24 protein-coding genes are annotated in these 20,550 nt (G+C 43.2%); 21 read left to right on the forward strand and 3 right to left on the reverse strand.

Features of this window, described 5'->3' with window-relative positions:
• Positions 1-97: 97 nt before the first annotated feature.
• The 20 genes from CLV27_RS02170 to CLV27_RS02265 all read left to right on the forward strand — a co-directional run bounded on the left by CLV27_RS02170 (position 98) and on the right by CLV27_RS02265 (position 17,443).
• Positions 98-847, forward strand: a complete 750-nt coding sequence (locus CLV27_RS02170) for a class I SAM-dependent methyltransferase (protein WP_132525365.1) — start codon at positions 98-100, stop codon at positions 845-847.
• 274 nt (positions 848-1,121) lie between these two features.
• Complete coding sequence (locus CLV27_RS02175) at positions 1,122-1,979, forward strand: flagellin (RefSeq protein WP_132525367.1); 858 nt, start codon at positions 1,122-1,124, stop codon at positions 1,977-1,979.
• Positions 1,980-2,034: 55 nt separating this feature from the next.
• Complete coding sequence (locus CLV27_RS02180) at positions 2,035-2,409, forward strand: flagellar protein FlaG (protein WP_243644838.1); 375 nt, start codon at positions 2,035-2,037, stop codon at positions 2,407-2,409.
• Positions 2,410-2,421: 12 nt separating this feature from the next.
• Positions 2,422-3,771 carry a flagellar filament capping protein FliD gene (gene fliD, locus CLV27_RS02185; RefSeq protein WP_132525369.1) on the forward strand — a complete coding sequence of 450 codons (1,350 nt, stop codon included), beginning with the start codon at positions 2,422-2,424 and terminating at the stop codon, positions 3,769-3,771.
• A 12-nt stretch (positions 3,772-3,783) separates the two neighbouring features.
• Positions 3,784-4,149, forward strand: a complete 366-nt coding sequence (fliS, locus tag CLV27_RS02190; RefSeq protein ID WP_132525371.1) for a flagellar export chaperone FliS — start codon at positions 3,784-3,786, stop codon at positions 4,147-4,149.
• Entirely contained in the window at positions 4,122-4,373 is a 252-nt protein-coding gene (locus tag CLV27_RS02195; protein WP_132525373.1) for a hypothetical protein, read from the forward strand. The genes fliS and CLV27_RS02195 overlap by 28 nt, the downstream gene beginning before the upstream one ends.
• Before the next feature lie 9 nt (positions 4,374-4,382).
• Positions 4,383-5,003 (forward strand): dethiobiotin synthase, encoded by a 621-nt coding sequence (gene bioD / locus CLV27_RS02200; RefSeq protein ID WP_132525375.1) that lies wholly within the window; start codon positions 4,383-4,385, stop codon positions 5,001-5,003.
• Positions 5,004-5,087: 84 nt separating this feature from the next.
• The gene (locus CLV27_RS02205) at positions 5,088-6,308 is read left to right on the forward strand and encodes a cytochrome-c peroxidase (RefSeq protein ID WP_132525377.1); all 1,221 of its coding nucleotides are present in this window, start codon (positions 5,088-5,090) and stop codon (positions 6,306-6,308) included.
• Between the two features lie 39 nt (positions 6,309-6,347).
• A complete protein-coding gene (locus CLV27_RS02210) occupies positions 6,348-6,905 on the forward strand; it encodes a metallophosphoesterase (protein ID WP_132525379.1) in 558 nt (185 codons plus the stop codon).
• Entirely contained in the window at positions 6,899-7,372 is a 474-nt protein-coding gene (locus tag CLV27_RS02215) for a KdsC family phosphatase (RefSeq protein WP_132525381.1), read from the forward strand. The genes CLV27_RS02210 and CLV27_RS02215 overlap by 7 nt, the downstream gene beginning before the upstream one ends.
• Positions 7,369-7,902: an LPS export ABC transporter periplasmic protein LptC gene (lptC, locus tag CLV27_RS02220; protein ID WP_132525383.1), complete on the forward strand. Its 534-nt coding sequence runs from the start codon at positions 7,369-7,371 to the stop codon at positions 7,900-7,902. Before CLV27_RS02215 ends, lptC begins: the two co-directional genes overlap by 4 nt.
• The gene (gene lptA, locus CLV27_RS02225; RefSeq protein WP_132525385.1) at positions 7,899-8,396 is read left to right on the forward strand and encodes a lipopolysaccharide transport periplasmic protein LptA; all 498 of its coding nucleotides are present in this window, start codon (positions 7,899-7,901) and stop codon (positions 8,394-8,396) included. Before lptC ends, lptA begins: the two co-directional genes overlap by 4 nt.
• A complete protein-coding gene (gene lptB, locus CLV27_RS02230) occupies positions 8,374-9,114 on the forward strand; it encodes an LPS export ABC transporter ATP-binding protein (RefSeq protein WP_132525387.1) in 741 nt (246 codons plus the stop codon). Before lptA ends, lptB begins: the two co-directional genes overlap by 23 nt.
• Before the next feature lie 30 nt (positions 9,115-9,144).
• Entirely contained in the window at positions 9,145-9,786 is a 642-nt protein-coding gene (locus tag CLV27_RS02235) for a response regulator transcription factor (RefSeq protein ID WP_132525389.1), read from the forward strand.
• Positions 9,783-10,736, forward strand: a complete 954-nt coding sequence (locus CLV27_RS02240; protein ID WP_132525391.1) for a histidine kinase — start codon at positions 9,783-9,785, stop codon at positions 10,734-10,736. The genes CLV27_RS02235 and CLV27_RS02240 overlap by 4 nt, the downstream gene beginning before the upstream one ends.
• Positions 10,737-10,934: 198 nt before the next feature.
• Positions 10,935-15,062: a hypothetical protein gene (locus CLV27_RS02245; RefSeq protein ID WP_132525393.1), complete on the forward strand. Its 4,128-nt coding sequence runs from the start codon at positions 10,935-10,937 to the stop codon at positions 15,060-15,062.
• 4 nt (positions 15,063-15,066) lie between these two features.
• The gene (locus CLV27_RS02250) at positions 15,067-15,504 is read left to right on the forward strand and encodes a prepilin-type N-terminal cleavage/methylation domain-containing protein (RefSeq protein ID WP_165863660.1); all 438 of its coding nucleotides are present in this window, start codon (positions 15,067-15,069) and stop codon (positions 15,502-15,504) included.
• Positions 15,501-15,941 carry a type IV pilus modification PilV family protein gene (locus CLV27_RS02255; protein WP_207891591.1) on the forward strand — a complete coding sequence of 147 codons (441 nt, stop codon included), beginning with the start codon at positions 15,501-15,503 and terminating at the stop codon, positions 15,939-15,941. The genes CLV27_RS02250 and CLV27_RS02255 overlap by 4 nt, the downstream gene beginning before the upstream one ends.
• Complete coding sequence (locus CLV27_RS02260; protein ID WP_132525400.1) at positions 15,941-17,011, forward strand: PulJ/GspJ family protein; 1,071 nt, start codon at positions 15,941-15,943, stop codon at positions 17,009-17,011. The genes CLV27_RS02255 and CLV27_RS02260 overlap by 1 nt, the downstream gene beginning before the upstream one ends.
• A gap of 12 nt (positions 17,012-17,023) precedes the next feature.
• Entirely contained in the window at positions 17,024-17,443 is a 420-nt protein-coding gene (locus CLV27_RS02265) for a hypothetical protein (protein ID WP_132525402.1), read from the forward strand.
• On the opposite strand, the gene CLV27_RS02270 is transcribed toward CLV27_RS02265, so the two are convergent.
• Complete coding sequence (locus tag CLV27_RS02270) at positions 17,422-18,051, reverse strand: Uma2 family endonuclease (protein ID WP_132525404.1); 630 nt, start codon at positions 18,049-18,051, stop codon at positions 17,422-17,424. The genes CLV27_RS02265 and CLV27_RS02270 overlap by 22 nt on opposite strands.
• Before the next feature lie 74 nt (positions 18,052-18,125).
• Between CLV27_RS02270 and gap the strand changes: the two genes are divergently transcribed.
• The gene (gap, locus tag CLV27_RS02275) at positions 18,126-19,130 is read left to right on the forward strand and encodes a type I glyceraldehyde-3-phosphate dehydrogenase (RefSeq protein ID WP_132525406.1); all 1,005 of its coding nucleotides are present in this window, start codon (positions 18,126-18,128) and stop codon (positions 19,128-19,130) included.
• On the opposite strand, the gene CLV27_RS02280 is transcribed toward gap, so the two are convergent.
• Positions 19,108-19,695: a CvpA family protein gene (locus tag CLV27_RS02280; protein ID WP_132525408.1), complete on the reverse strand. Its 588-nt coding sequence runs from the start codon at positions 19,693-19,695 to the stop codon at positions 19,108-19,110. The two genes, gap and CLV27_RS02280, sit on opposite strands and share 23 nt — an antisense overlap.
• A complete protein-coding gene (gene nadC / locus CLV27_RS02285) occupies positions 19,692-20,534 on the reverse strand; it encodes a carboxylating nicotinate-nucleotide diphosphorylase (protein WP_132525410.1) in 843 nt (280 codons plus the stop codon). Before nadC ends, CLV27_RS02280 begins: the two co-directional genes overlap by 4 nt.
• Positions 20,535-20,550: the final 16 nt, after the last annotated feature.

The raw sequence follows: 20,550 nt of genomic DNA on the forward strand, positions 1-20,550 counted from the left end.
TTATAATTGCTGCAATTGTAGTGAAAGTTTTTGCAGACTTATATTACTTACGGAACTTTATCTTTTGTGTTTCAAACTAAGGGGAGGTACCTCAAATATGCAGCTTAAAGATCTTTTCCTTCAACATGATAACTACGTTACAGACAAATGGGAAGGTTACATTGAATTTTACGAAGAAATATTCTCCCCTTTTAGGGAAAAACCAATACGTCTGCTGGAAATTGGTATTCAAAATGGAGGCTCTCTGGAGATTTGGAAGAAGTATTTCACCAAAGCTAAGCTAATAGTTGGATGTGATATAAACGATAAATGCCATGAACTAAGATTTTCGTACCCAGTTAAAACCGTCATTGGCGATAGTTGTTCAGACACTACCTATGAAAAAATCAAAACATTAAGTAAGGAATTTGACATTATTATTGATGACGCCTCACACACTGCAGACAATATTATCTGCAACTTTATAAGATATTTCAGCTTACTTACAGAAAATGGTATATATATCGTTGAAGACCTCCACTGCTCATACTGGAGGAATTTCAACCCCATACCGGGCAAAATCTCATCAATAGAGTTCTTCAAAACCATTGTTGACATAATTCACTACGAGTTTTGCGACACCAGCCTAAGGGATAGGTTAAAGAGAAAGCTACATAAGTTCATAGAGATAACACATTCGGAGGTTGACATAGATAACTACTTAGAGTTCATCTTGCAAAACGTGGAATCCATAACCTTTAGAAACAGTTTATGCATCATTAAAAGAGGAAGAAACTCCTTAGGAAAGAGAATTATATCAGGAAGAGTTGCAAAAGTTGATGAAGGGGTGTTATTTATAGAAGGGTAGAAAATAAGAAACTGTGTTCTCCTGAGCTATCGCTTCTTTAATAGTTGCCATATTACTGACCTACAAACAACCTTCTTCTATATCCAACTGCCATTTTCCACTTACGTCCCTTTCCTTCATCACAAGAACTATTTTAGCTCCGCATAGACTTTTCCTTACCTCCCCTTTCTTTCCTATACTGGATACTAAAGTCCTTTAAGTGCTATACAGCCTCTAAAATTCTCAAACCTCCTACCGATAATTAAGAGTAGAAAACTTTTAAAGGAGGTTCACCATGGCACTGAGAATCAACTACAACTATCAAGCTGACTTTACACATTTTAACCTGCTTCAAACAGAACAAAACATGAACAAAGCTTTAGAAAGGTTAGCAACCGGTTACAGAATCAACAGGGCTGCGGATGACGCAGCAGGTCTTTACATTGCTGACCAGCTGAAAACTTACGCTGTTTCCCTTGAGCAGGCTACAAGAAACTCCCAAGATGGAATCTCCATAGCCCAAATTGCACAAGCAGCCCTTCAGAACGTTTACAACATCCTCAACGACATCAAGTCTAAGGCTATTGAGGCTGCTAACGACTCACAGGACAATGCTACCAGACAAATCATACAGCAAGACATCAACAAGCTAGTAGACGTAATCTCTAAAATTTTCTCAGACACAGAGTTTAACGGCAAAAACATTTTCTCCGGAGGGCCAAATACATTCACAATCCACTACGGTGGAAGGACTAACCAAAACCTTGCAATGTTAATTTGGACAGCTACAGCTACCCCTGCTCAAGACACTAACGCTCCGTCCACCATCGTTATTGGAGATACTACCATTACAATTGACGTAACTTCTCAAACCTTAGCAGAACTCTCTATACAAAATATAGACAATATCATTAAAGCAGTAGACCAACTTAATGCAAAAATAGGTTCTTACCAAATTGAGCTTGAGAAAATTGTTATAAACAACGAAAGCCAGAGGATTAACGTTCAAGAAGGTGAATCACGGATTAGAAACGTTGACTTTGCTAAGGAGATGTCCGAGTTTACAAGGAACCAGATTCTCATGCAGTCCGGTACAGCTATGCTTGCTCAGGCAAATCAGCTTCCACAGCTTGTCCTTCAGCTTCTCAGGTAATAAGCTTTATAGAGGGAGGGATTGCTCCCTCCCTTTATAAGTTATTAGGGGTAGAATGATGGACGTTAAGCCTGTGGCTCACTTACAGCCGTCAGTTGAGATGAATTCCCAGAGCTTAGAGGTAAAAAATCAACAGTTGAAACAGCCAAATACTCAGGAACAGGTGAACCTTGACAGTAAAAGAAAAGAAGAAACAGTTAAAACTACCCCTGAAGTAATTGAAAAAATAGTTGAGGATTTAAAGAAAAAGCTGTCCATGCTTAACACACAGCTTGAGATACAAATTGATAAAGATACTGATATTGTAGTAGTTAAAGTTATTGATAGAGAAACTAACAAAGTTATAAGACAAATACCTCCAGAGTACGTCCTAAAAATTGCCAAATACTTGGACGAAATAGCAGGAATACTTTACAACGAAAAAGTTTAATGGAGAACTCTTATGGCCGGTGAGTTTTATATTAGTAACTTAGCTGGAACTTTTGATTACCAAACCATATTAGACGCTTACTATCAGGCTCAAATGCAACCTGTTCTTATGCTTCAAGAACAGGAGTCTACACTTAACAGTAAAATTTCTGCAATCAACGAATTTCAGGACTTAATTTCTAACTTTTACAACGTTTTTGATGAGCTTACTTCAACAAACATACTTGAACAAAAAGTTGCTTTCTCCTCCGACGAATCTGTTCTCTCAGTTAAAGTAACCGACCCGCTGAAAGCTCAAGTTGGTAGCTATGACGTTACAGTTAAACAGTTGGCAAAAAACGATGTCTGGCTATCAGTAAACGGAGTCGCCTCTACCGACAGCGTTCCAGCAACAACTGCAGGTACCCTACAGATTTCCTACGCTGGAACCGTAATTGCAACTGTAGACTACGATACAGATACAAACACAAGTACTCCTTCAACTCTACAAGAGATTGCTTCTGCTATAAACAGCGCTCAGGACAAAGTTATAGCCTCGGTAATTTATGATGGAAGCCAATACAGGCTTTTACTCTCAGGGAAGGATACCGGCGAGACAAACGTTATCAGCATAACTGAAATAGGTTCTGGTGACCTTCTTGACCAGCTTCAACTCGGAGACAGTTACACAAGTAGCCACGTTCAGCAAGCACAGGACGCTATAATTACGCTCTACGGTCAAGATATTAGCAGTCCTACTAACACTTTTAATGAAGCCATACCCGGTTTAGAGTTAAGCGTAAAAGCTACTTCTTCTACGGCAGTATCTATCACTGTTGAGAACGATTATACAAGCTTTGAAGAAACATTCCAAAACTTTATCAACGCCTACAACAGTATTGTTGACTTTGTTCAGACCGAAAGCAGCAAGGATGGAAGGCTTTCAGGAAATACTACTTTGCAGATGATAAGGTCATCCATACTTTCCAAACTTCAACCCCTCTTTGACAACAATCTGATAGATGTTGACAAGGATACAGGACATTTAACCTTAGATAGCTTAGCGCTTGAAGATATGTTGTCAAGCACTCCTGAATCTGTAGAATCTCTCCTCCAATCCCTCAAAACTAACCTTTACGATTACCTTATCTATCTTAAGAGCCCTTCCGGTCCGGTAGATGCATACGAAAAGTCCTTAGAAAATCAGAAAAGCTATCTGGAAGAACAGATATCAGAAATGCAAAAGCTTATTACAGAACAGGTAGAACAGTTTAGACAAGAGTTAATACAGGTACAGCTCCTGCAGGAAGAAATGGAAGCCATTAGGGCAAAAATTGTTTCTGTTTTTGGAAATACTTCCCTCTTACCAACTACGAGCTCCTAAGGGAGATAGCTGATGACAGGAGTAAACCCTTACCTTAAGATTCAAGTAGAGACAGCTTCCCCGGTTGAACACGTTATTATGCTGTACGATAAAACAATCCTCCTTCTTAAGGAAGCAGAGGAAGCTATAAAAAACGGTGACGTCAAAACCAAGGTGGAGGCGATATTAAAAGCTGATAAGATTCTACGGGTTCTTAACAGTTCTCTTGACATGGAGAGAGGAGGAGAGATAGCGAAGAACCTTCGGGAGATTTATAACTTCGTCATAAATGCATTAGTGATTGTTAATAGCAAAAACGACCTAAAGATGCTCTCTGATATCATTGAAATCCTCTCTACCCTGAAGGAAGGATGGGAAGGTATAAAGAACAAAGTTTAATAGAACAGCTGGCGTTGCTAATTGAAGAAAATCGCTTTAAGGAAGCCCTTTCAGTTGCAAAGTCTATTAATAACTACGAGTACATCCACTCCCTTAGCATAGAAGAGGCTAAACAGCTCTACTCTCTTATTGGGGAGCTCCAGAAACGCCTTTCCGCAAAAAAGGAGGAGCTCTCATCAGCAATAGAGATGAGGAACAAAGTAAAGAAAGCTTACCTGTGGTAGGCGGAACGGATGATTTTAGTAACAGGTACTGATACAGGTGTCGGAAAAACTTTCGTTACCATCTCCTTAGTTAAATGGTTAAGAGAGCAAAACAGAAACGTCTGTGCTTTTAAAATAGTTGAAACGGGATGTCTTCCTATTTGTGAGGACGCCCAAAAAATCTCTGAAGCCTGCGGAAAGGAGATTAGGCCCATTTACTCCTTTAAGGCTCCTGTAGCCCCCTCTGTCGCAGCAGACATGGGAAGAACCTCTATCTCTATTGAAAGGATAAAGAAAGAAATTCTGGCTTTTTCGGGGGAATACGAGGAGGTTTTCTTTGAGGGGGCCGGGGGGTTACTTGTTCCTATAACGTGGGAGTACACATTTTTAGACCTTGCCAGAGAACTTGGCATGGACGTCGTCATAGTAGCCCTCAACAAGCTCGGGGTGATAAACCATACGTTACTCACTGTAAAGGCGTGCGAATGTGAGGGGGTAAGGGTAAAGTGCGTCATTTTAAACACAAAAGAAAAATTTGATGAGAGTGTAGAGACAAACTACGAAAGCCTAAGGAAACTGCTCAAAATTCCCGTATACCTCTTTAGTTCCCTTGAAGATGCCTCAAATTTTGCTGAAAGCCTTCTGGACTGATTTTTCTCTCTACTTGAAAATTTTTTGCAACAACATATTATTTCTAACAAGCGGGGAACAAAAATTCTGCCTTTGGAGGAGGAAATGAAAAGGCTACTTACCGCACTCATAATCTTTTTGGCAGGAACGGGAAACGGTTTGGCGGCCGTTTGGGAAAAAAACTGTGAAGGGTGTCACAACGGAACGGTAGCTCCAACCAAAGAAGAGCTCCTTTCCCAGCACCCAACCCCAGAAGATTTCCTTGACGCCGTTAAGGAGGCAATGAGAGAGGAGAAGATGCCTCCGGGCTTAAAATACTTAGCAGCCATAAAGGAGCTCTTTGGGAGACTTCCAGTCAAAAAGGCCCACGCGGAGAACTCCCACGGAAAAGTCCATGAAAGTGACGAGTACTCAAAGTATAAACGTTACTTCACCCCTCTACCAACCTTACCTCCTATCCCTGCAGATAACCCCTTAACCCCTGAAAAGGTTAAGCTCGGCAAGATGCTCTACTACGACCCAAGACTCTCAAGAAGCAAGATTATCTCCTGCAACACCTGCCACAACATCGCCTTAGGAGGAGACGATAACGTTAAAACTTCTATCGGCCACGGCTGGAAGACCGGCGGAAGGAACGCTCCTACAACCCTTAACTCTGGATTCCTAAAGGTTCAGTTCTGGGACGGCAGGGCTCCAACCTTAGAAGAACAGACCAAAGGACCAATCCAAGCCCACGTTGAAATGAACGCAACTCCTGAGCTCGTTGTAAGAAGGCTTAAAGCTATTCCAGAGTACGTTGAACTGTTTAAAAAAGCTTTTCCCAACGACCCCGACCCTGTAAACTTTGAAAACGTTGCAAAAGCAATTGCGGCATTTGAGAGGACCCTTAACACTCCTAACTCTCCCTTCCAGAGGTACCTCTTGGGAGAAGAAAACGCTTTAACGAAAGAGCAAAAGGAGGGAATGAAACTCTTTGTTGAAAAAGGCTGTATAGCCTGCCACAATGGTCCCGTCCTTTCCGATGGCAGGTTCCACAAGTTTAAGAGTAACAACGATACGGGAAGATTTAGAGTTACAAAAAATCCCAAAGACAAATACCTCTTTAGGACTCCACAACTATTAAACGTTGCTTTAACTGCTCCCTATTTCCACGACGGCTCAGCCAAGACCCTTGAAGAAGCCATAAGGCACATGGCAGAACAGGAACTCGGTCAAAAGCTAAGCATGGAAGAGGTTCGCAAAATTAAGGCCTTCTTGGAGTCCCTAACTGGAGAAATCCCCCTTGAAGCAAGGACTGTTCCTATCCTCCCTCCTGAGAGGCAATAATCTGAGCCCTCCCTTTACGGGAGGGTTTATAATTTTCCTATGAGGTACTTTATTTCTGATACCCACTTTTTCCACAGGAACATTATAAGGCTCAACCCTCTCAAGAGAAAAGTAGGTTTTGAGAGCCTTATCATAGAAAACCTTAGAAAGGCTCTGAAAGAAGAAGATGAACTCTACCTCGTTGGCGATTTTCTATGGACATTAGAGCCGGAATTTTTGGAGCTCTGGAAGAGCGTCCCCGGAAGGAAAATCCTCATAAAGGGCAACCACGACCTCTGGTTTCCTGAAGAAGAGCTAAAACCTTTCTTTGATGAAATTGTACCCTTCTACACCATATTAGAAGTGAGAGGCAAAAAGGTTCTCCTTTCGCACTATCCAGCAAGGGATTTAAGGACGTTCAGGTATAGGGAGCTCCAGAAGGAAATCTCCGAAATCTACCACCGAGAATCCTGCTCACTCCTCCTTCACGGCCACGTCCACTGGAACAGGTTCGGGGTATTCTGCGGCTGTCACCTTGAATCTGTCAAATGCATCAATGTTAATGTAGAATTCACCAACTACTGGCCAATTTCTGAGGAGGAGCTCCCACTGTGGTAAAGCTAATAGTCCTTGACGTAGATGGCGTCCTTACCGACGGTTCAATTGTTTACGACAGCGAAGGTAGAGAGTACAAGAGCTTTAACGTTAAGGACGGTTATGGGATAGTCACCGCAATAAAGAGGGGAATAAAAGTTGTAGTCATATCTGGAAGGAACTCTCCGATTGTAGATAGGAGGTGCAAGGAACTCGGCATAACAGAGGTCTTTCAGGGAGTTTCAGACAAGCTGAAGGTTTACGAGAAAATAAAGGAAAAGTACGGTTTAGATGACTTTGAAATTGCCGCTATGGGCGACGATATTCCGGATATCCCGATTTTAGAAAAGGCCGGCTTTTCTGGAGCTCCAGCAGACGCCGTACCTGAGGTTAAGAAAGTCGTTAATTTAGTTACAACTCTACCGGGCGGGAAAGGAGCGGTAAGGGAGTTCATAGACTACCTCCTTAAAAGCGGAGAGAACCCAAGGTGAAAGAGGCCATATACAAAATTGCTGCCTTCTTAGCTATCGTCTCAATTCTTCCCTTTGTCATCTTCATGGCAAGGAGAGAATCTCCTCCAGAAAAGTTTCACGTTGAAACCCACAAAAAACAGCTCATAAAGAACTTTACCTTAGAGTCAAAAGGAGAGAAAAGGAGCTGGGTCTTAAGAGCTCCCGAAGCAGTTTTTGAGGGAAACAAAGAGATCATTCTCAAGTTCCCTGAGCTTGAGCTCTTAGAGAAAGAAAGGGTTCTCATTCACGCAGAGTCAGCAATCTACAATCAGGAAACCGAAGAACTTTTTCTGGAGAACGTAAGTATAGAAAGTGAAAATCTTTCTGGAAAGACAAGAACAGGTACCTACAGCACCAGCAAAGGGGTATTTGTAACCCACGATACATGTGAAGTCACACTAAAAAACAGATTCACGGTAGAAGGCAAAGAGTGCATTTTAGACTTGAAGAACAAAAGAGTTATAATCCAGTCTAAGGTTAAATCCATCCTCAGAGAGGAAGGAAAATGAAAGCTCTAAGATTATTTGCTCTGCTCTCTATCCTGCTATCACTACTCAATTACCCAGCTTCTGCAGTAGAGTTTAAGGAGAATAACCTCCCTATAGTTATTGAAGCACAAAAGCTCAGCTACAACGATAGTGAAAAAGTCGCAATCTATACAGGAAATGTTATTGCTCAGCGCGGCAACACAGTAATGAAGGGAGACAAACTTACCGTTTACTTTGACAAAACCGGAAAGTTCATAGAAAAAATAGAGGTCACAGGAAACGTCTATATAGAAGATCCAAGAGGGAAAGGGTGGTGTGACAAACTTACCTACTACCCTGTGCAAGAAAAGCTTGTTTTAGAGGGCAACGCTAAATTGCAGCAGGATAAGAACACGGTCTTGGGTGACAGGATAGTAGCCTACAAGGAAGGCAGGATATTAGTTGAAGGAATAAAACAGAAAGTAAAAACTGTCATCTATCCAGAGGGAAAAGTTGGAGAGAGTTTCAGACCTTAATTTACTAAGGGCTGAAAACATAACAAAGATTTACGGCAACCGAAAGGCCGTTGATGGTGTAACGATTGAGGTTTTAGAGGGAGAGGTTGTTGGCCTCTTAGGGCCAAACGGTGCAGGGAAAACAACTACTTTCTACTGCATAGTCGGCCTAATAAGACCCGATGGGGGAAAGGTTTTGATTGGGGAAGACGACGTTACAGAAGACCCAACCTACATCAGAGCAAGGAAAGGAATTTCCTACCTCCCTCAGGAGCCATCCATCTTTAGAAAACTTACAGTGGAGGAGAACATAAAGGCCGTCCTTGAAATGCACGGACTCCCAAAGAAGGAGGTAGAGGAAAGAACAGACTGGCTCCTTGAACGTTTCGGCATTTCTCACCTCAAGAAACAGAAGGCAAGCTCTCTATCTGGGGGAGAGAGAAGGAGACTGGAGATAGCGAGAGCTCTCAGCATAAATCCCAAGTTCCTGCTCCTTGACGAGCCCTTCGCCGGAGTAGACCCAATAGCCGTTTACGAGATACAGGAACTCATCAAAGAGCTAAAGGAAATGAACATAGGGATTCTCATAACCGACCACAATGTTAGGGAAACTCTTAAAATTATTGATAGGGCCTACATCATAGGACACGGCAAGGTTATAGCTTCTGGAACCCCTTCTGAAGTAGCCGAAAAAGAAATCGTCAGAAAAGTCTACTTAGGAGAACAGTTTACGCTGTAGGTGCCTTAAACGCTATTATACGGGGATGTAGTGAAGGTCCTACTTGTGGAGGACGACCCTCTTTTGGGAGAATCGTTAAAAGAATTCCTTGAAGACAGTGGAGTAGAGGTAAATTGGATACAGGATGAAAGAGAGCTCTTTAAACTGGACCTCAACAGCTACGATACCGTAGTTCTTGACCTTATGTTAAATTTTTTAAAGGGTGAAGACCTCCTTGTTCACATAAAAAGAGTCTCAGACGTTCCTATTCTCATACTTACAGCCAAACAGAGCCTTGAGGATAAAGAAGTATGTTTTGAAAGGGGAGCTGACGACTACCTTACAAAACCCTTTGAACCTAAGGAACTCCTCTTGCGCCTTAGAGCTCTGTCAAGGCGTAAACCCCTCCCAAGAATCCAGAAGATAGGAAACGTAACCGTGGACCTTGACGCAGAAACCCTGTTCGTTGACGGAAAAGAAGTTAAACTCTCAAGAACTGCGTGGAAACTCTTCTACCTCCTTCTAAAGCACAAAGGAGAAATACTCTCAAAAGAGAGGATAATGAGCTACGTCTGGGAAGGAAAACCTGTCAGCGACGATATCTTAAGGGCCTACATAAAGGAGCTCCGCAGGAAACTGCCCAGAAATCTTATAGAAACTTTTAAAGGAAGGGGCTACAGATTAAAAGGATGAAGTTTGAAACAAAAGTCATCCTTTCTGTAATTCTCTCCCTAACCTTGGGGCTTTCAATCCTTAACGCAGTTAGCGTTACCCTCCTAAAGCGAGAAATAGAAAAGAGAGTTATAAGAGAAGCTGAACTCTACTCACTCCTTTGCCAAGATAACTGCACCCTTCCCGACTATATTGTAGTTTCTAAGGGAGCAATTATCTCCGATGAACTTAAGCCAGTGCTAAAAAAGAAAGAGAAAATTTTTTGGATAAATACAAGACACATAAAAAATAAGCTAAAAGAAGCAGCTCTAACGATTTTTCTGTGGGAGGTAACCCTTTTACTCTTTTTAAGCATAGTCACAGCCAAGTTTATCAACCGTTACCTTAGGCAGGAAAAGGAGATAAGGGACTACCTAAAAATTATCCTACTGGTCTTTACCCACAAGCTCGGTAACTTCCTTTCCCTACAGCGGATAAACTTAGAACTCATTAAATCTAAGTGCGGCCCCTCAAAACCACTAAGGAGGATGGAAGAGGGCTACGAGCTTATGGAAAAAAACTTCTTTCAGCTACTTTCTGCCGTTAAAGAACTCGGGAGTAACGAAGAAGTTGAACCATTAAACCTCAAAGAGCTCATTGAAGAGCTACTCAAACACTTTTCTCACCTTTTAAGCGAAAAAAAGATTTATCTCTCTTTAAAGGATGTCCATTTCTCTATGAAAAGAAGCGACGCAGAAAACCTCTTTTTCTTCCTGCTTGACAATGCCTTTAAGTATTCATCCTCTAAGATATGGGTCAGACTCGGGAACTTAAAAGGAAGACCTTACTTTGCCTTATGCAACGACGTCTCATCTGCTCCTTTAAAAGGTAGCGGCGTGGGTCTGGAGCTCGTTAAATTTATATGCGAACGATACGGTATAAGATATCAGGTAAAACGAGGAAGAACATTCTGTATCTTCCTACACTTTTAATCCTGTTCACGTCACGAAGGAATTATGGCGACAGTTCTGTTAGAACTCTTTGAAGAGGCCCTACAAGCTATTGAAGAAAACGATAGAATACACTGTTAACCTGCCAAGAACCTTTTAAAGGTGAAAAGAGAATTCCCGATTTTTTCACAAAAAAGCGTTATACTTTAAGGAGAAAAAAACAGTTTCAAGGTGGACAAAATGAGGAGGGTTAAAAAATTTTTAAGTTTCCTCTTCTTCTTATTCCTTCCATTCTCCGCCCTTGGAGACATTATTGATGACATAGAAAACTGGTGGAAGCAACAAGATTCTTTAATAGCACAACTTCTTCTTGAAGAAGAAAATGCAACCAATCTCTGGTATAGCTCATGTAGAGACAATGTAGAGAGCGAATGTAGAAAGTGTGTAGAGAGTTCTCTCAAAGAATGTACAGAGTGCTTAGAGGACGTTCAGAGAGAGTGTAAATCCTGCGTTGACGAATGTATAGAAGACTGCCAGAAATGTATAGAAAAGGAAGGAATTGATAAGTGCACAAATGAATGTAACTGTCAAGATAAATGTTCTGCTGAATGCGACTACTCTCAATGTGACGAAGAGTGTAATTGCGAGTCAAATTGTCAAGAAGAGTGCAAAGACGCAGAAATGAGCAAAGACTGTGCTGGAGTGTGTTTTGGAGAAACAGCCGATTACACTGCCGTTCCTCCATTTATTCCTTATGCAGTCCCTCCCAACGTCCTCCTCGTAGTTGACAAAAGCGGCAGTATGAGGTTTGCTGCTTACTACAATTCCATCTTTGAAAACGTTCTACCCCCTTACTGTTGGTGGCTTGAATCTAACCCAGAACTCGTAGGCGAGTACGACCCCAACAAAACCTACGAGGGCTACTTTGACCCCCACAAACTTTATGAAGGAAAGGGCAAAGGGAAGAAGTGGAAAGAAACCAATAAAAAAGAGAACTGTGAGCTTTACTTAACATGCGATTACGATGGCTGGAGCTGCATATGTTATTGGGATGTGAGTAAGGCTAAAAAGAAGGGTAAGCTGGTTTGTTCAGGTAATAAGTTAAACTTTGCCTACATGACTCGGATGGACTTACTAAGATGGGCTATAACGGGTGGAAAGCCTTCTAAGTGTAAAGAAGGCAAAAAACTTAAGTCTCTAAAGGATGCCCAGAAATGCGATGCTGAGTACGTGTGCAATGGCAAAGAGTGTGAGCTTGAAACTCTCGGTATAGGTATTGGAGACGAAAGGTACGGGAAACAAGTTAAAGTTACTGTACCTTACTCAAGAATAAAAACAGCTTTAATACCTCAGCTTGAGGCAAGGGAGGAAAAGCCAAGGCTTGGACTTATAATGTTTGCAAGCACCGTTGACGAAAAGGTTTACATAGGAGGATATCCAACGGTAGACGACGAAATTGACGAGTTTGACCCCTCAAACCCTTACCTTTGGATAAAAGCGTACATCAACTCCGTAATTCCAGAAGGAGCTACAGCAACAGCTCCAGCCCTCTGGGAAGCTTACGACTACTTCAAGCAAAGCGACGAGCACAACTATAAGAGCGGCTTTAAAATGGCAACTTCTTCCACCCTCTACCGCGACCCGCACTACCTATGCGATGAAAATGGCAAGAACTGTCAACCTTACCCTTGTGCTCAGGATTTTGTAATTCTCCTCTCCGATGGTAAGTGGAACACAGGTGGAACAGGCTCAGAACCTCCAGCAATGGAAGGCTGCAGCATTTATGACGGCTACGAGAATTACTCTGCAGACCCTGTAGTTCCGTCTTACTGGATGCACACTAAGGACTTAAGAAAAGTTGAAGGGCACGACATAAAGGTCACTGCTGTTTACTCTGTCAGCATGTTTATGGATGACAAGCAGGGAGAGCTTGCCCTTGAAAACGTTGCCATGTACGGTTCTTTTGATACAACCCACGGAGATTGGCCCGACTCTCTAAAAGGTTATCCAAAGAACAGGTGTTTAGCCTGTGACTGTTGGGACTACGACTGTCAGGGAAGCCTCTGTACGCCTCTACCTTCTTCCTCTCCTGATTGGGATGCAAACGGTGATGGAGTTCCAGATACCTTCTACACAGCTTCAAACGCTGTTCTGCTTAAAGACAGCCTACTTAAAGCGATTGATGACATAATGAAACGTTCTTCTGCTGGGAGCTCAGTTCCCGTCTTTATGAACGACCCACTTTCTGGGAGCTCCGCCTCCCCTTGCAGCTTAAAAGGCTCAACCGTTATACATCAAGCTCTTTTCTACCCCAAGAAAGAGTTTGGAGACAATGCCGTTTCTTGGCCCGGATACCTATACGCTTGGTGGCTCTACGTTTCCTCTTCTGTACAGAACGCAAGGGAAGACACGAATAAAAACCTCGTTCTTGATGTTGAAAGTGACTACATCTTAAACTGGATTCTCAACTCCTACGGAGAGCTCACGATAGAAGCCTACGGAAGCGACTCTAAGGGTAATCCCACAAACCTTAAGAAAGTCTACTCCTCTTTTGATGAAACCTCTCCACTTTGGGAGGCCGGTAAAAAACTTGCAGAAAGGTCGGCAGACAGCAGGAAGATATACACCGTTAGCAAGGATGGAAAGCTTGTAGAGTTTAAAGCAAGCAGGGTAGATGACTTCGCAGAACTCTTGGGCAACGGCAGTATGCTCTACCCCGATTGCCTATTGAAAGACGGAAAGCCAGACTATGCCAAGCTTGTTGAATACATAAGGGGTGAAGACTTTGACGGGTGTAGGAGCAGAAAAACTGAAGATGGAAAGGTCTGGAAACTCGGGGACATCATCAACTCATCACCAACTATTGAGAACTACGGAGACTTTAGCGTTGTATTTGTAGGCGCAAACGACGGAATGCTCCACGCCTTTAAGGTTGGATACGTTAAAGTACAAAGCGACAGTTCTCACCCGATAAAGCTTCAAAATGACGCCGCAGATGAGGGAAGTAGTGAGCTTGGAGAGGAGCTCTGGGCCTTCATTCCAAAGAACGTCCTTCCATACCTTAGATTCTTGGCAGACCCTGACTACAAGCACATCTACTTGGTTGACCTGAGGCCAACGGTGTTTAAAGCTGACTACGACAATGACGGGGAAGATGAAGTTGTTCTCATAGGAGGGCTAAGACTTGGAGGAGGTGTAGGTTGCACAGAAAGTGAATGCATCTCTCCTCCAAGTGATACCTGCTCTGATGTAGAGGACGAGTCCTGCGTTGGACTTTCCTCTTACTTCGCCTTGGACGTTACAGACCCCACTTCCCCTAAGCTCCTGTGGGAGTTCTCCCACAAGGACCTCGGATTCTCCTACTCAGGTCCTGCACTTATCAAGAAAGGTAACGAGACAATAGTTCTCTTTGGTTCAGGTCCAACAAACTATGAAGGAACTTCCGTTAAAAGGCTCAAGTTTTTCGCCGTAAGGCTCAAAGATGGAAAGCTCTTAGAAGAAATAGACGGAAAAGTTGACAGCGCTTTCTCCGGTAGACTCTTTACGGAAGGATTTGACGCAAATAACGACGGAAACACCGACTACGTCTTTGCTGGAATAGTTATTCAGGATGGAACAGAACAAAAAGGTGGACTTGCTATGATTGACGTAAGGGATGAGGACCCTGACGATTGGGAAGTAAAAACCTTCTTTGTTAGAGCAATTCCTCCAGTAACTGCCAAAGTAGAAGTAATGAAGTGCTTCAACAACTACTACCTATACTTTGGAACTGGTAAATGGTTCTTCAAGATGGACAACCCATTACAAGGTATGAGAGAGAGGATTTACGGACTACCCCTTAAATGTTCAGGTAACGAGTGTGAACTAATCACGAACGTTGCCGACGTAACCTACGGGACAGATGGTATATGCAACGACCTTAAGAACGGCGTCCTTAGAGGATGGTACTTGGAGCTTGAAGGGAACACCGAAGGCTACCTTAAAGAAAGGGTAATTTCAGATCCGACTGTAACGGATAAGAACGTAATAATCTTCTCCACCACTGAGCCAACTGCAGACGTTTGCGAATATGGAGGCCGTTCAAGAGCGTGGATACTAAACTGTGCCCTTGGAGGCAGCATAGCAGACAAGTGCTCTGAATACAGCGTTTCTTCTCTGAGTGGAACTCTACTACTTCAGCTTTCAGGAGCGAACATAGAAGAGATTTCTGTCAACTGGTCGCAAGAAAACGGAGGTTCACCACTACCAGAAGAGGGAGGAATGGCAACCGCTTGGTACAACGGTATAACTTCAGAAAGTGCTGCTCCATTTATTTCTCCGTCGCCGACCTCTTTAGTTGGAAAACTCCTGCTTTGGCTTGAGAGGTAAAAGGGTGAAGAGAAAAGGGTTTACCTTAGCAGAACTCCTTGTAGTTTTTGTAGTATCCGCCATAATTTTGACTTACGGCTACAACAGCTTCAAGAAGTGGAGAGAAGCTGTCAGCATTGAGGGGGACGTTCAAAGAATCTACACACTACTGCAAAAGGAAAGGATGAAAGCCTTCACAAACAAGCTAACCGTTGTAATTACCTGTAGCGACAAAACGTTAACGGTGGAGGAAGACGACGGAAGCGGAACGCCAAAAACTCTTACCTTAGAGCTTGAAAATAACTTCAAGGTAGATAACTCTTACCACAAGATAAAGATAAACGAGAAAGGACTCTTCTCCATAACTGGCACAATAGTTTATGACGGAAGTTACTCCTCTTCTCCCGCTTATGACTGCGTTGTTGTAAGCAGGAACAGAATAAGAATGGAGAGGTGCTTGTGAGGAAAGGTTTCACCCTTTTAGAGGTTCTTGTTGCAACGGCCATTCTGGCGATAACGCTCCTTGGACTTCTTGGTGCAATTGTGGTTTCTCAAAAAGAGAACCTTTCATCCTTAAAGAGAGAGGAAGCTACAAGGCTCTTAAAAGAAGAACTTGATTCTTTCCTCGCAAAAAACTACGATGACGTCACTCTCCCTAATTGCCCCCCAAGTGATACAAACAGGGAAAACTTCTTAAAAACAACTTGCTCCAATAACTTGGACTCTGGAACTGACATAAGGGTTAGAATTGCAAGGAACATTAACCTTGAATTTGCAGTTTCAAGCTGTATGACAGAGGATACCACTTTAAACATAAAGACTGTTTACGTTGATGTCTGTTGGAAGAGAGCAGGAGGAAAAGAACACCTTATAGGTTCTATGGTTGTAAGGAAGGAGTGATGAGAAAAGGTATCACAGTACTGGAACTTCTAATTGCCACCGTTTTGAGCCTCGTAGTTTTAGCAGCCGTTTACTCTGCATACCTTACCCTTTTTAAAAGCTACAAGAAGGAAGGCACGGCTATAACCACCCAGATGGAAAGTACTATAGGCCTTGAAGTTTTACGTCAGGACCTTGAACACGCTGGATACGGTATAAGCAAAGATGAGACGAACTTCCCTTTAGAGGTCTTTCACCTTCCGAAGACACCTCCAAACTGTCAAGCTCCTTCTGTTCACTTGGTAATTCGCTCTACTTACAAGACTTCCGATGACGATACTCAAGGATGGGCCGTTTTAAGCTGTAACGCCGGCGATGTTCCCCACTGTTTAGCCTACTACAACTTCCCCTACTGTCCGAGAGAAAGGGCAGCAACGGAAGCTGTTCTTTTAAGACCCGACGGAAGTTTCTTCCCTCCTCAATCGCCTACCAAAGGTGGTCACCCTCCAACGTACTTTATAGTTGACGACTCAGGGGATAGGTGTTCAAGCACAGTTTCTACCCTGCTCGCTTTTCCCATAAGCGGCTCAGGAGAATGGGAAAGGTGTGACAACACCATTGTTCCAAGCTGCCAGAACCAGTTCTGTAACGTTATTGAGTACTACTTGGATGAAGACTCTGACGCCCAGAGCCCCTACTGCGAGGGAACCTACGTCCTAAAAAGAAGGGTTGACAGAAGGGAAGAACCTTTCTTAGACTGCGTGGGAGACTTTAAGGTTGTTTACGACTGGAACGGTAGTCTGTGCGACCCGAGCGGTCAAGACCCCAACCTTCCAGCATGTCCAGTTCCCTCAAACGCTACAGAGCTGAGAAACAATTTAAAGATGGTCTACGTTTACCTTCTTCTAAGGGAAGGGAAAGAAGACAAGGACTTTAGATTCAAGTACGGAACGAGCTTCAACGTTGACGGGGTAACTTTAAACCTCCCAGTGAACTTGGACTACTACACAAAAGATGGACACGACCCCCTTAAATTTAGATGGAGGGTGGTGAAAATCGCAGTAAAACCTATGAACCTTCTAAGGTATTAAGGAGCTACAGGTATGTTTCGGAAAGGTCTCGTTCTAATGACCGTTGTTGTAGTATCTCTGGTAGCCCTTGCGTTTACGGGAGCTCTTTTATACCTCATAACGAGCGAGACGGGAATAAGCGGAGCAGAAAAGAGGTATACAAACGCTTTAGAAGTTGGTAAAGGGGTTTCCTCTTACATAATGCAGATTGCGACAAAGGGAGACCTTTGTTCTATGGTTGACTGCACAAAAACCGGTGAAGAGATAAGCGAAAGCGGAAGTTTTAGATTCAAAAACGTGGGGAACTATGAAGTTGAAGCTTACCTCTTAAGGAAAGTTCCTGCAACAACTTCCCCAGAGGGGATTTATTCCTTTAAGGTAGTCGTTAAAAACAAGAACAACGAAAAGGAAAGGTCTGAAATATACTTTGTTTACGAGGTGACTTCTCCCTGAAAACCTTCGCCTTTAAGGAGCTCCGCAAAGTTCAACCTTATCCCTTCTATAACCTCAAACTCATAGTCCCAGTCAACAATCAGCCAAGGTTTTGCTTTTTGTGCGACCCAGATTTTCCTGTCCTTCGTGAAAATCCAGATAACCTTCTTCACTCCAGAGTCAAGTAAATCCTGCGTCTTCCTGTGGAAGTAGTCCTGCGGGTTCTCAAACTTTCTAAGATCTGCCTTCGTGTCTATTTCTATCACCACCTCTGGTGGAACATCCGTGAACGTTCCTTTCAACTTTCCTATTTTTTCCCGCCTGTAAACCGCTAAGTCAAGGTTATACCAGCTACGTTTTGAAAATCTATATCCAAGCTCTCCCACTAAGACTATATATTTCTTTTCGTCAAGGCTCTTTATGAGGAACTTCATTAGTACGTATAAAAACCAAGCATGAAGGTCACTACTCCCCATCACCTCCTCCAAAGACTTCTCTCCTGAAAGAACTTTGTCGTAGTCCCTATAGTAGATGGGAGAGCCGTGCCTCATCTCGTATATGAGTTCTTTGGGAACTCTAACTTTTGCTTTTTTGGTCTTTGCGGTGTTAGTTACTGTTTCAAGTGCCATTTTTTCTCCTACGGAAGGAGTTTCTATTAAATATATCCTATAATTTTCACGACAAAGAAAAAAGGAGGGTTCTAATGGTTAAGGTAGCAATCAACGGGTACGGAAGGATAGGAAGATGTTTCCACAGAATCTACTTTAACGACCCAAACATTGAGGTCGTAGCAATCAACGACCTTACAGACGCTAAAACCCTTGCTCACCTCTTAAAGTACGATTCTGTTCACGGAAAGTTTCCCGCAGAAGTTGCGGTTGACGGGGAATACCTCGTTATAAACGGCAAAAAGATAAGAGTTTACTCTGAACCAGACCCCGAAAAACTCCCTTGGGGAGAGCTCGGAGTTGACGTTGTCCTTGAGTCAACCGGAAAGTTTAGAGAAAGGGAAAAGGCCGAAAAGCACCTTAAAGCTGGTGCAAAGAGAGTTGTAATTTCCGCTCCTGCTAAAAATCCCGACGCAACTTTTGTCGTTGGCGTTAACCACGAAAGCTACGACCCTGAAAAGCATTTCATAGTTTCCAACGCATCCTGTACTACAAACTGCTTAGCTCCGGTTGCTAAGGTTCTCCTTGAAAACTTCGGTATAGAGTCTGGTTTCCTCACAACTGTTCACTCCTACACGGCAGACCAGAGGCTTCTTGACGCTCCCCATAAGGACTTGAGGAGGGCAAGGGCTGCAGCCCTATCTATGGTGCCAACTACAACTGGAGCGGCAAAAGCGGTAGGCCTTGTCATCCCTGAGCTCAAAGGGAAGTTCAACGGTATCTCCATAAGAGTTCCAACCCCTGACGTATCCCTCATTGACTTTGTGTGCGTTGTCAAGAAGGAAGTTACTGTAGAAGAGGTAAACGGGGCTCTAAAGGAAGCTTCCGAAAAGGAACTCAAAGGTATCCTTGCCTACACGGAAGAGGAGCTCGTCTCTGTTGACTTTATGGGAGACACCCACTCTTCAATAGTTGACGGTAAGTGCACAGACGTTATAAACGGAAACCTCGTTAAGATACTCGCTTGGTACGATAACGAGTGGGGTTACGCTGCAAGGCTTGGAGACCTAATCAAGTTCATGGCTGAGAGGGGGGTGTAGTGTCCTCGCCCCCTTTTTCTTTCCACTTTTTAATGTTCTCCCAAAGGTATCCACGGGCTACCATCCACCTTTCTTCAAAGCCTCCCCTTAAGTTTTCAGGAACGTAGCTGAGAACCTTATCTATAAGGGGTACTGTGATTCCTCCTAAGAAGCTCTTCTTTATGAGGTAGCTTTCTGGAGCTACAAAAGAGATAAAGGCAACGACCAAAGAGGCGATTACGTATCCCCTTAAAACCCCAAAGACTACACCGAGGAAGTTGTTCATAAAACCAACAAAACCTCCGTTAAACTTACTATTGATAAAGGAAGCAAGGAACTTGAAAATGACGTAAGTTGAAAAGAATATAAAGATAGCAACGGAGTAAACGGGAATCGGGTAGTTAACATACTTGGTGATTTCATTAACAACCAAGGGGGATACAAAAACGGCAGCTGCCGCACTCAGGACGAGACCGACAACAGAAACTACCTCTTCTATAAAGCCTTTATTAAATCCTCTAACGAAGTTCCAGCCTAAGATGATTATGACAAGGCCATCCAAAACGTTTAAGGGATGCAGGTTCATACTACCTCCAAAGAGACATCAACCCACTTTGCGGCTGTTATTATTTTACTCGTTGAAACGTAGTCTACAGGGAGCTCCCTGATTACCCTTAACTTTTCTAAGGTTATCCCTCCCGAGAGCTCCACCTTAACAGAGGGTTTTGCCTCTTTCAGTCTCTTTACTGCTTCCTCAACACCTTTAAGCTCCCAGTTATCAAGCATAACGATGTCCACAAGGTCTATTACCTCAAGGAGCTCTGTAAGTTGTTCGTCGCTTTCCACCTCTACTTCAATCTTTGTCGTTACAGGGATACTTTGGGCAACTCTCTTTACAGCTTCCTGAACGCCACCAAAGGCTTTAATGTGGTTGTCCTTCACCATTACAGCGTCGTAAAGACCAAAACGGTGGTTGAGAGCTCCCCCGACTCTCGTCGCGTACTTCTCCAAAAGCCTAAGTCCCGGCGTTGTCTTCCTCGTATCAAGAAGCTTAACTCTTGAGCCTTTCAGGATTTCCACGTAACGGCGGGTCTCTGTAGCTATGCCTGAAAGCTTCTGAAGGAGGTTAAGGGCCGTCCTCTCACAAGTAAGGAGGGTTTTTATGCTACCGCTAACTTTTCCTATTACGTCTCCCTTTTTAACAGGAGCTCCCTCACCGTAAAACCAAGAAAAGGAAACTCTACCGTCAAGGAGGGTAAAGACCTTCTCAAATACTGGAGCTCCACAGAGTATAAAGTCCTCGCCGGCAATGAGTTCTGCCTCGGCCTGCTTTTCGGGTAGAACTCCCGACGTTAAATCTCCTATAATTCCTAAGTCTTCTTCAAGGAAGGATAGGATTAACTTTCTCAAGTAAAGGTCGTTCATCCAGCCTCCTACGGAG

Origin of the sequence: Phorcysia thermohydrogeniphila, assembly GCF_004339575.1 — a bacterium.
GTDB lineage: Bacteria > Aquificota > Aquificia > Desulfurobacteriales > Desulfurobacteriaceae > Phorcysia > Phorcysia thermohydrogeniphila.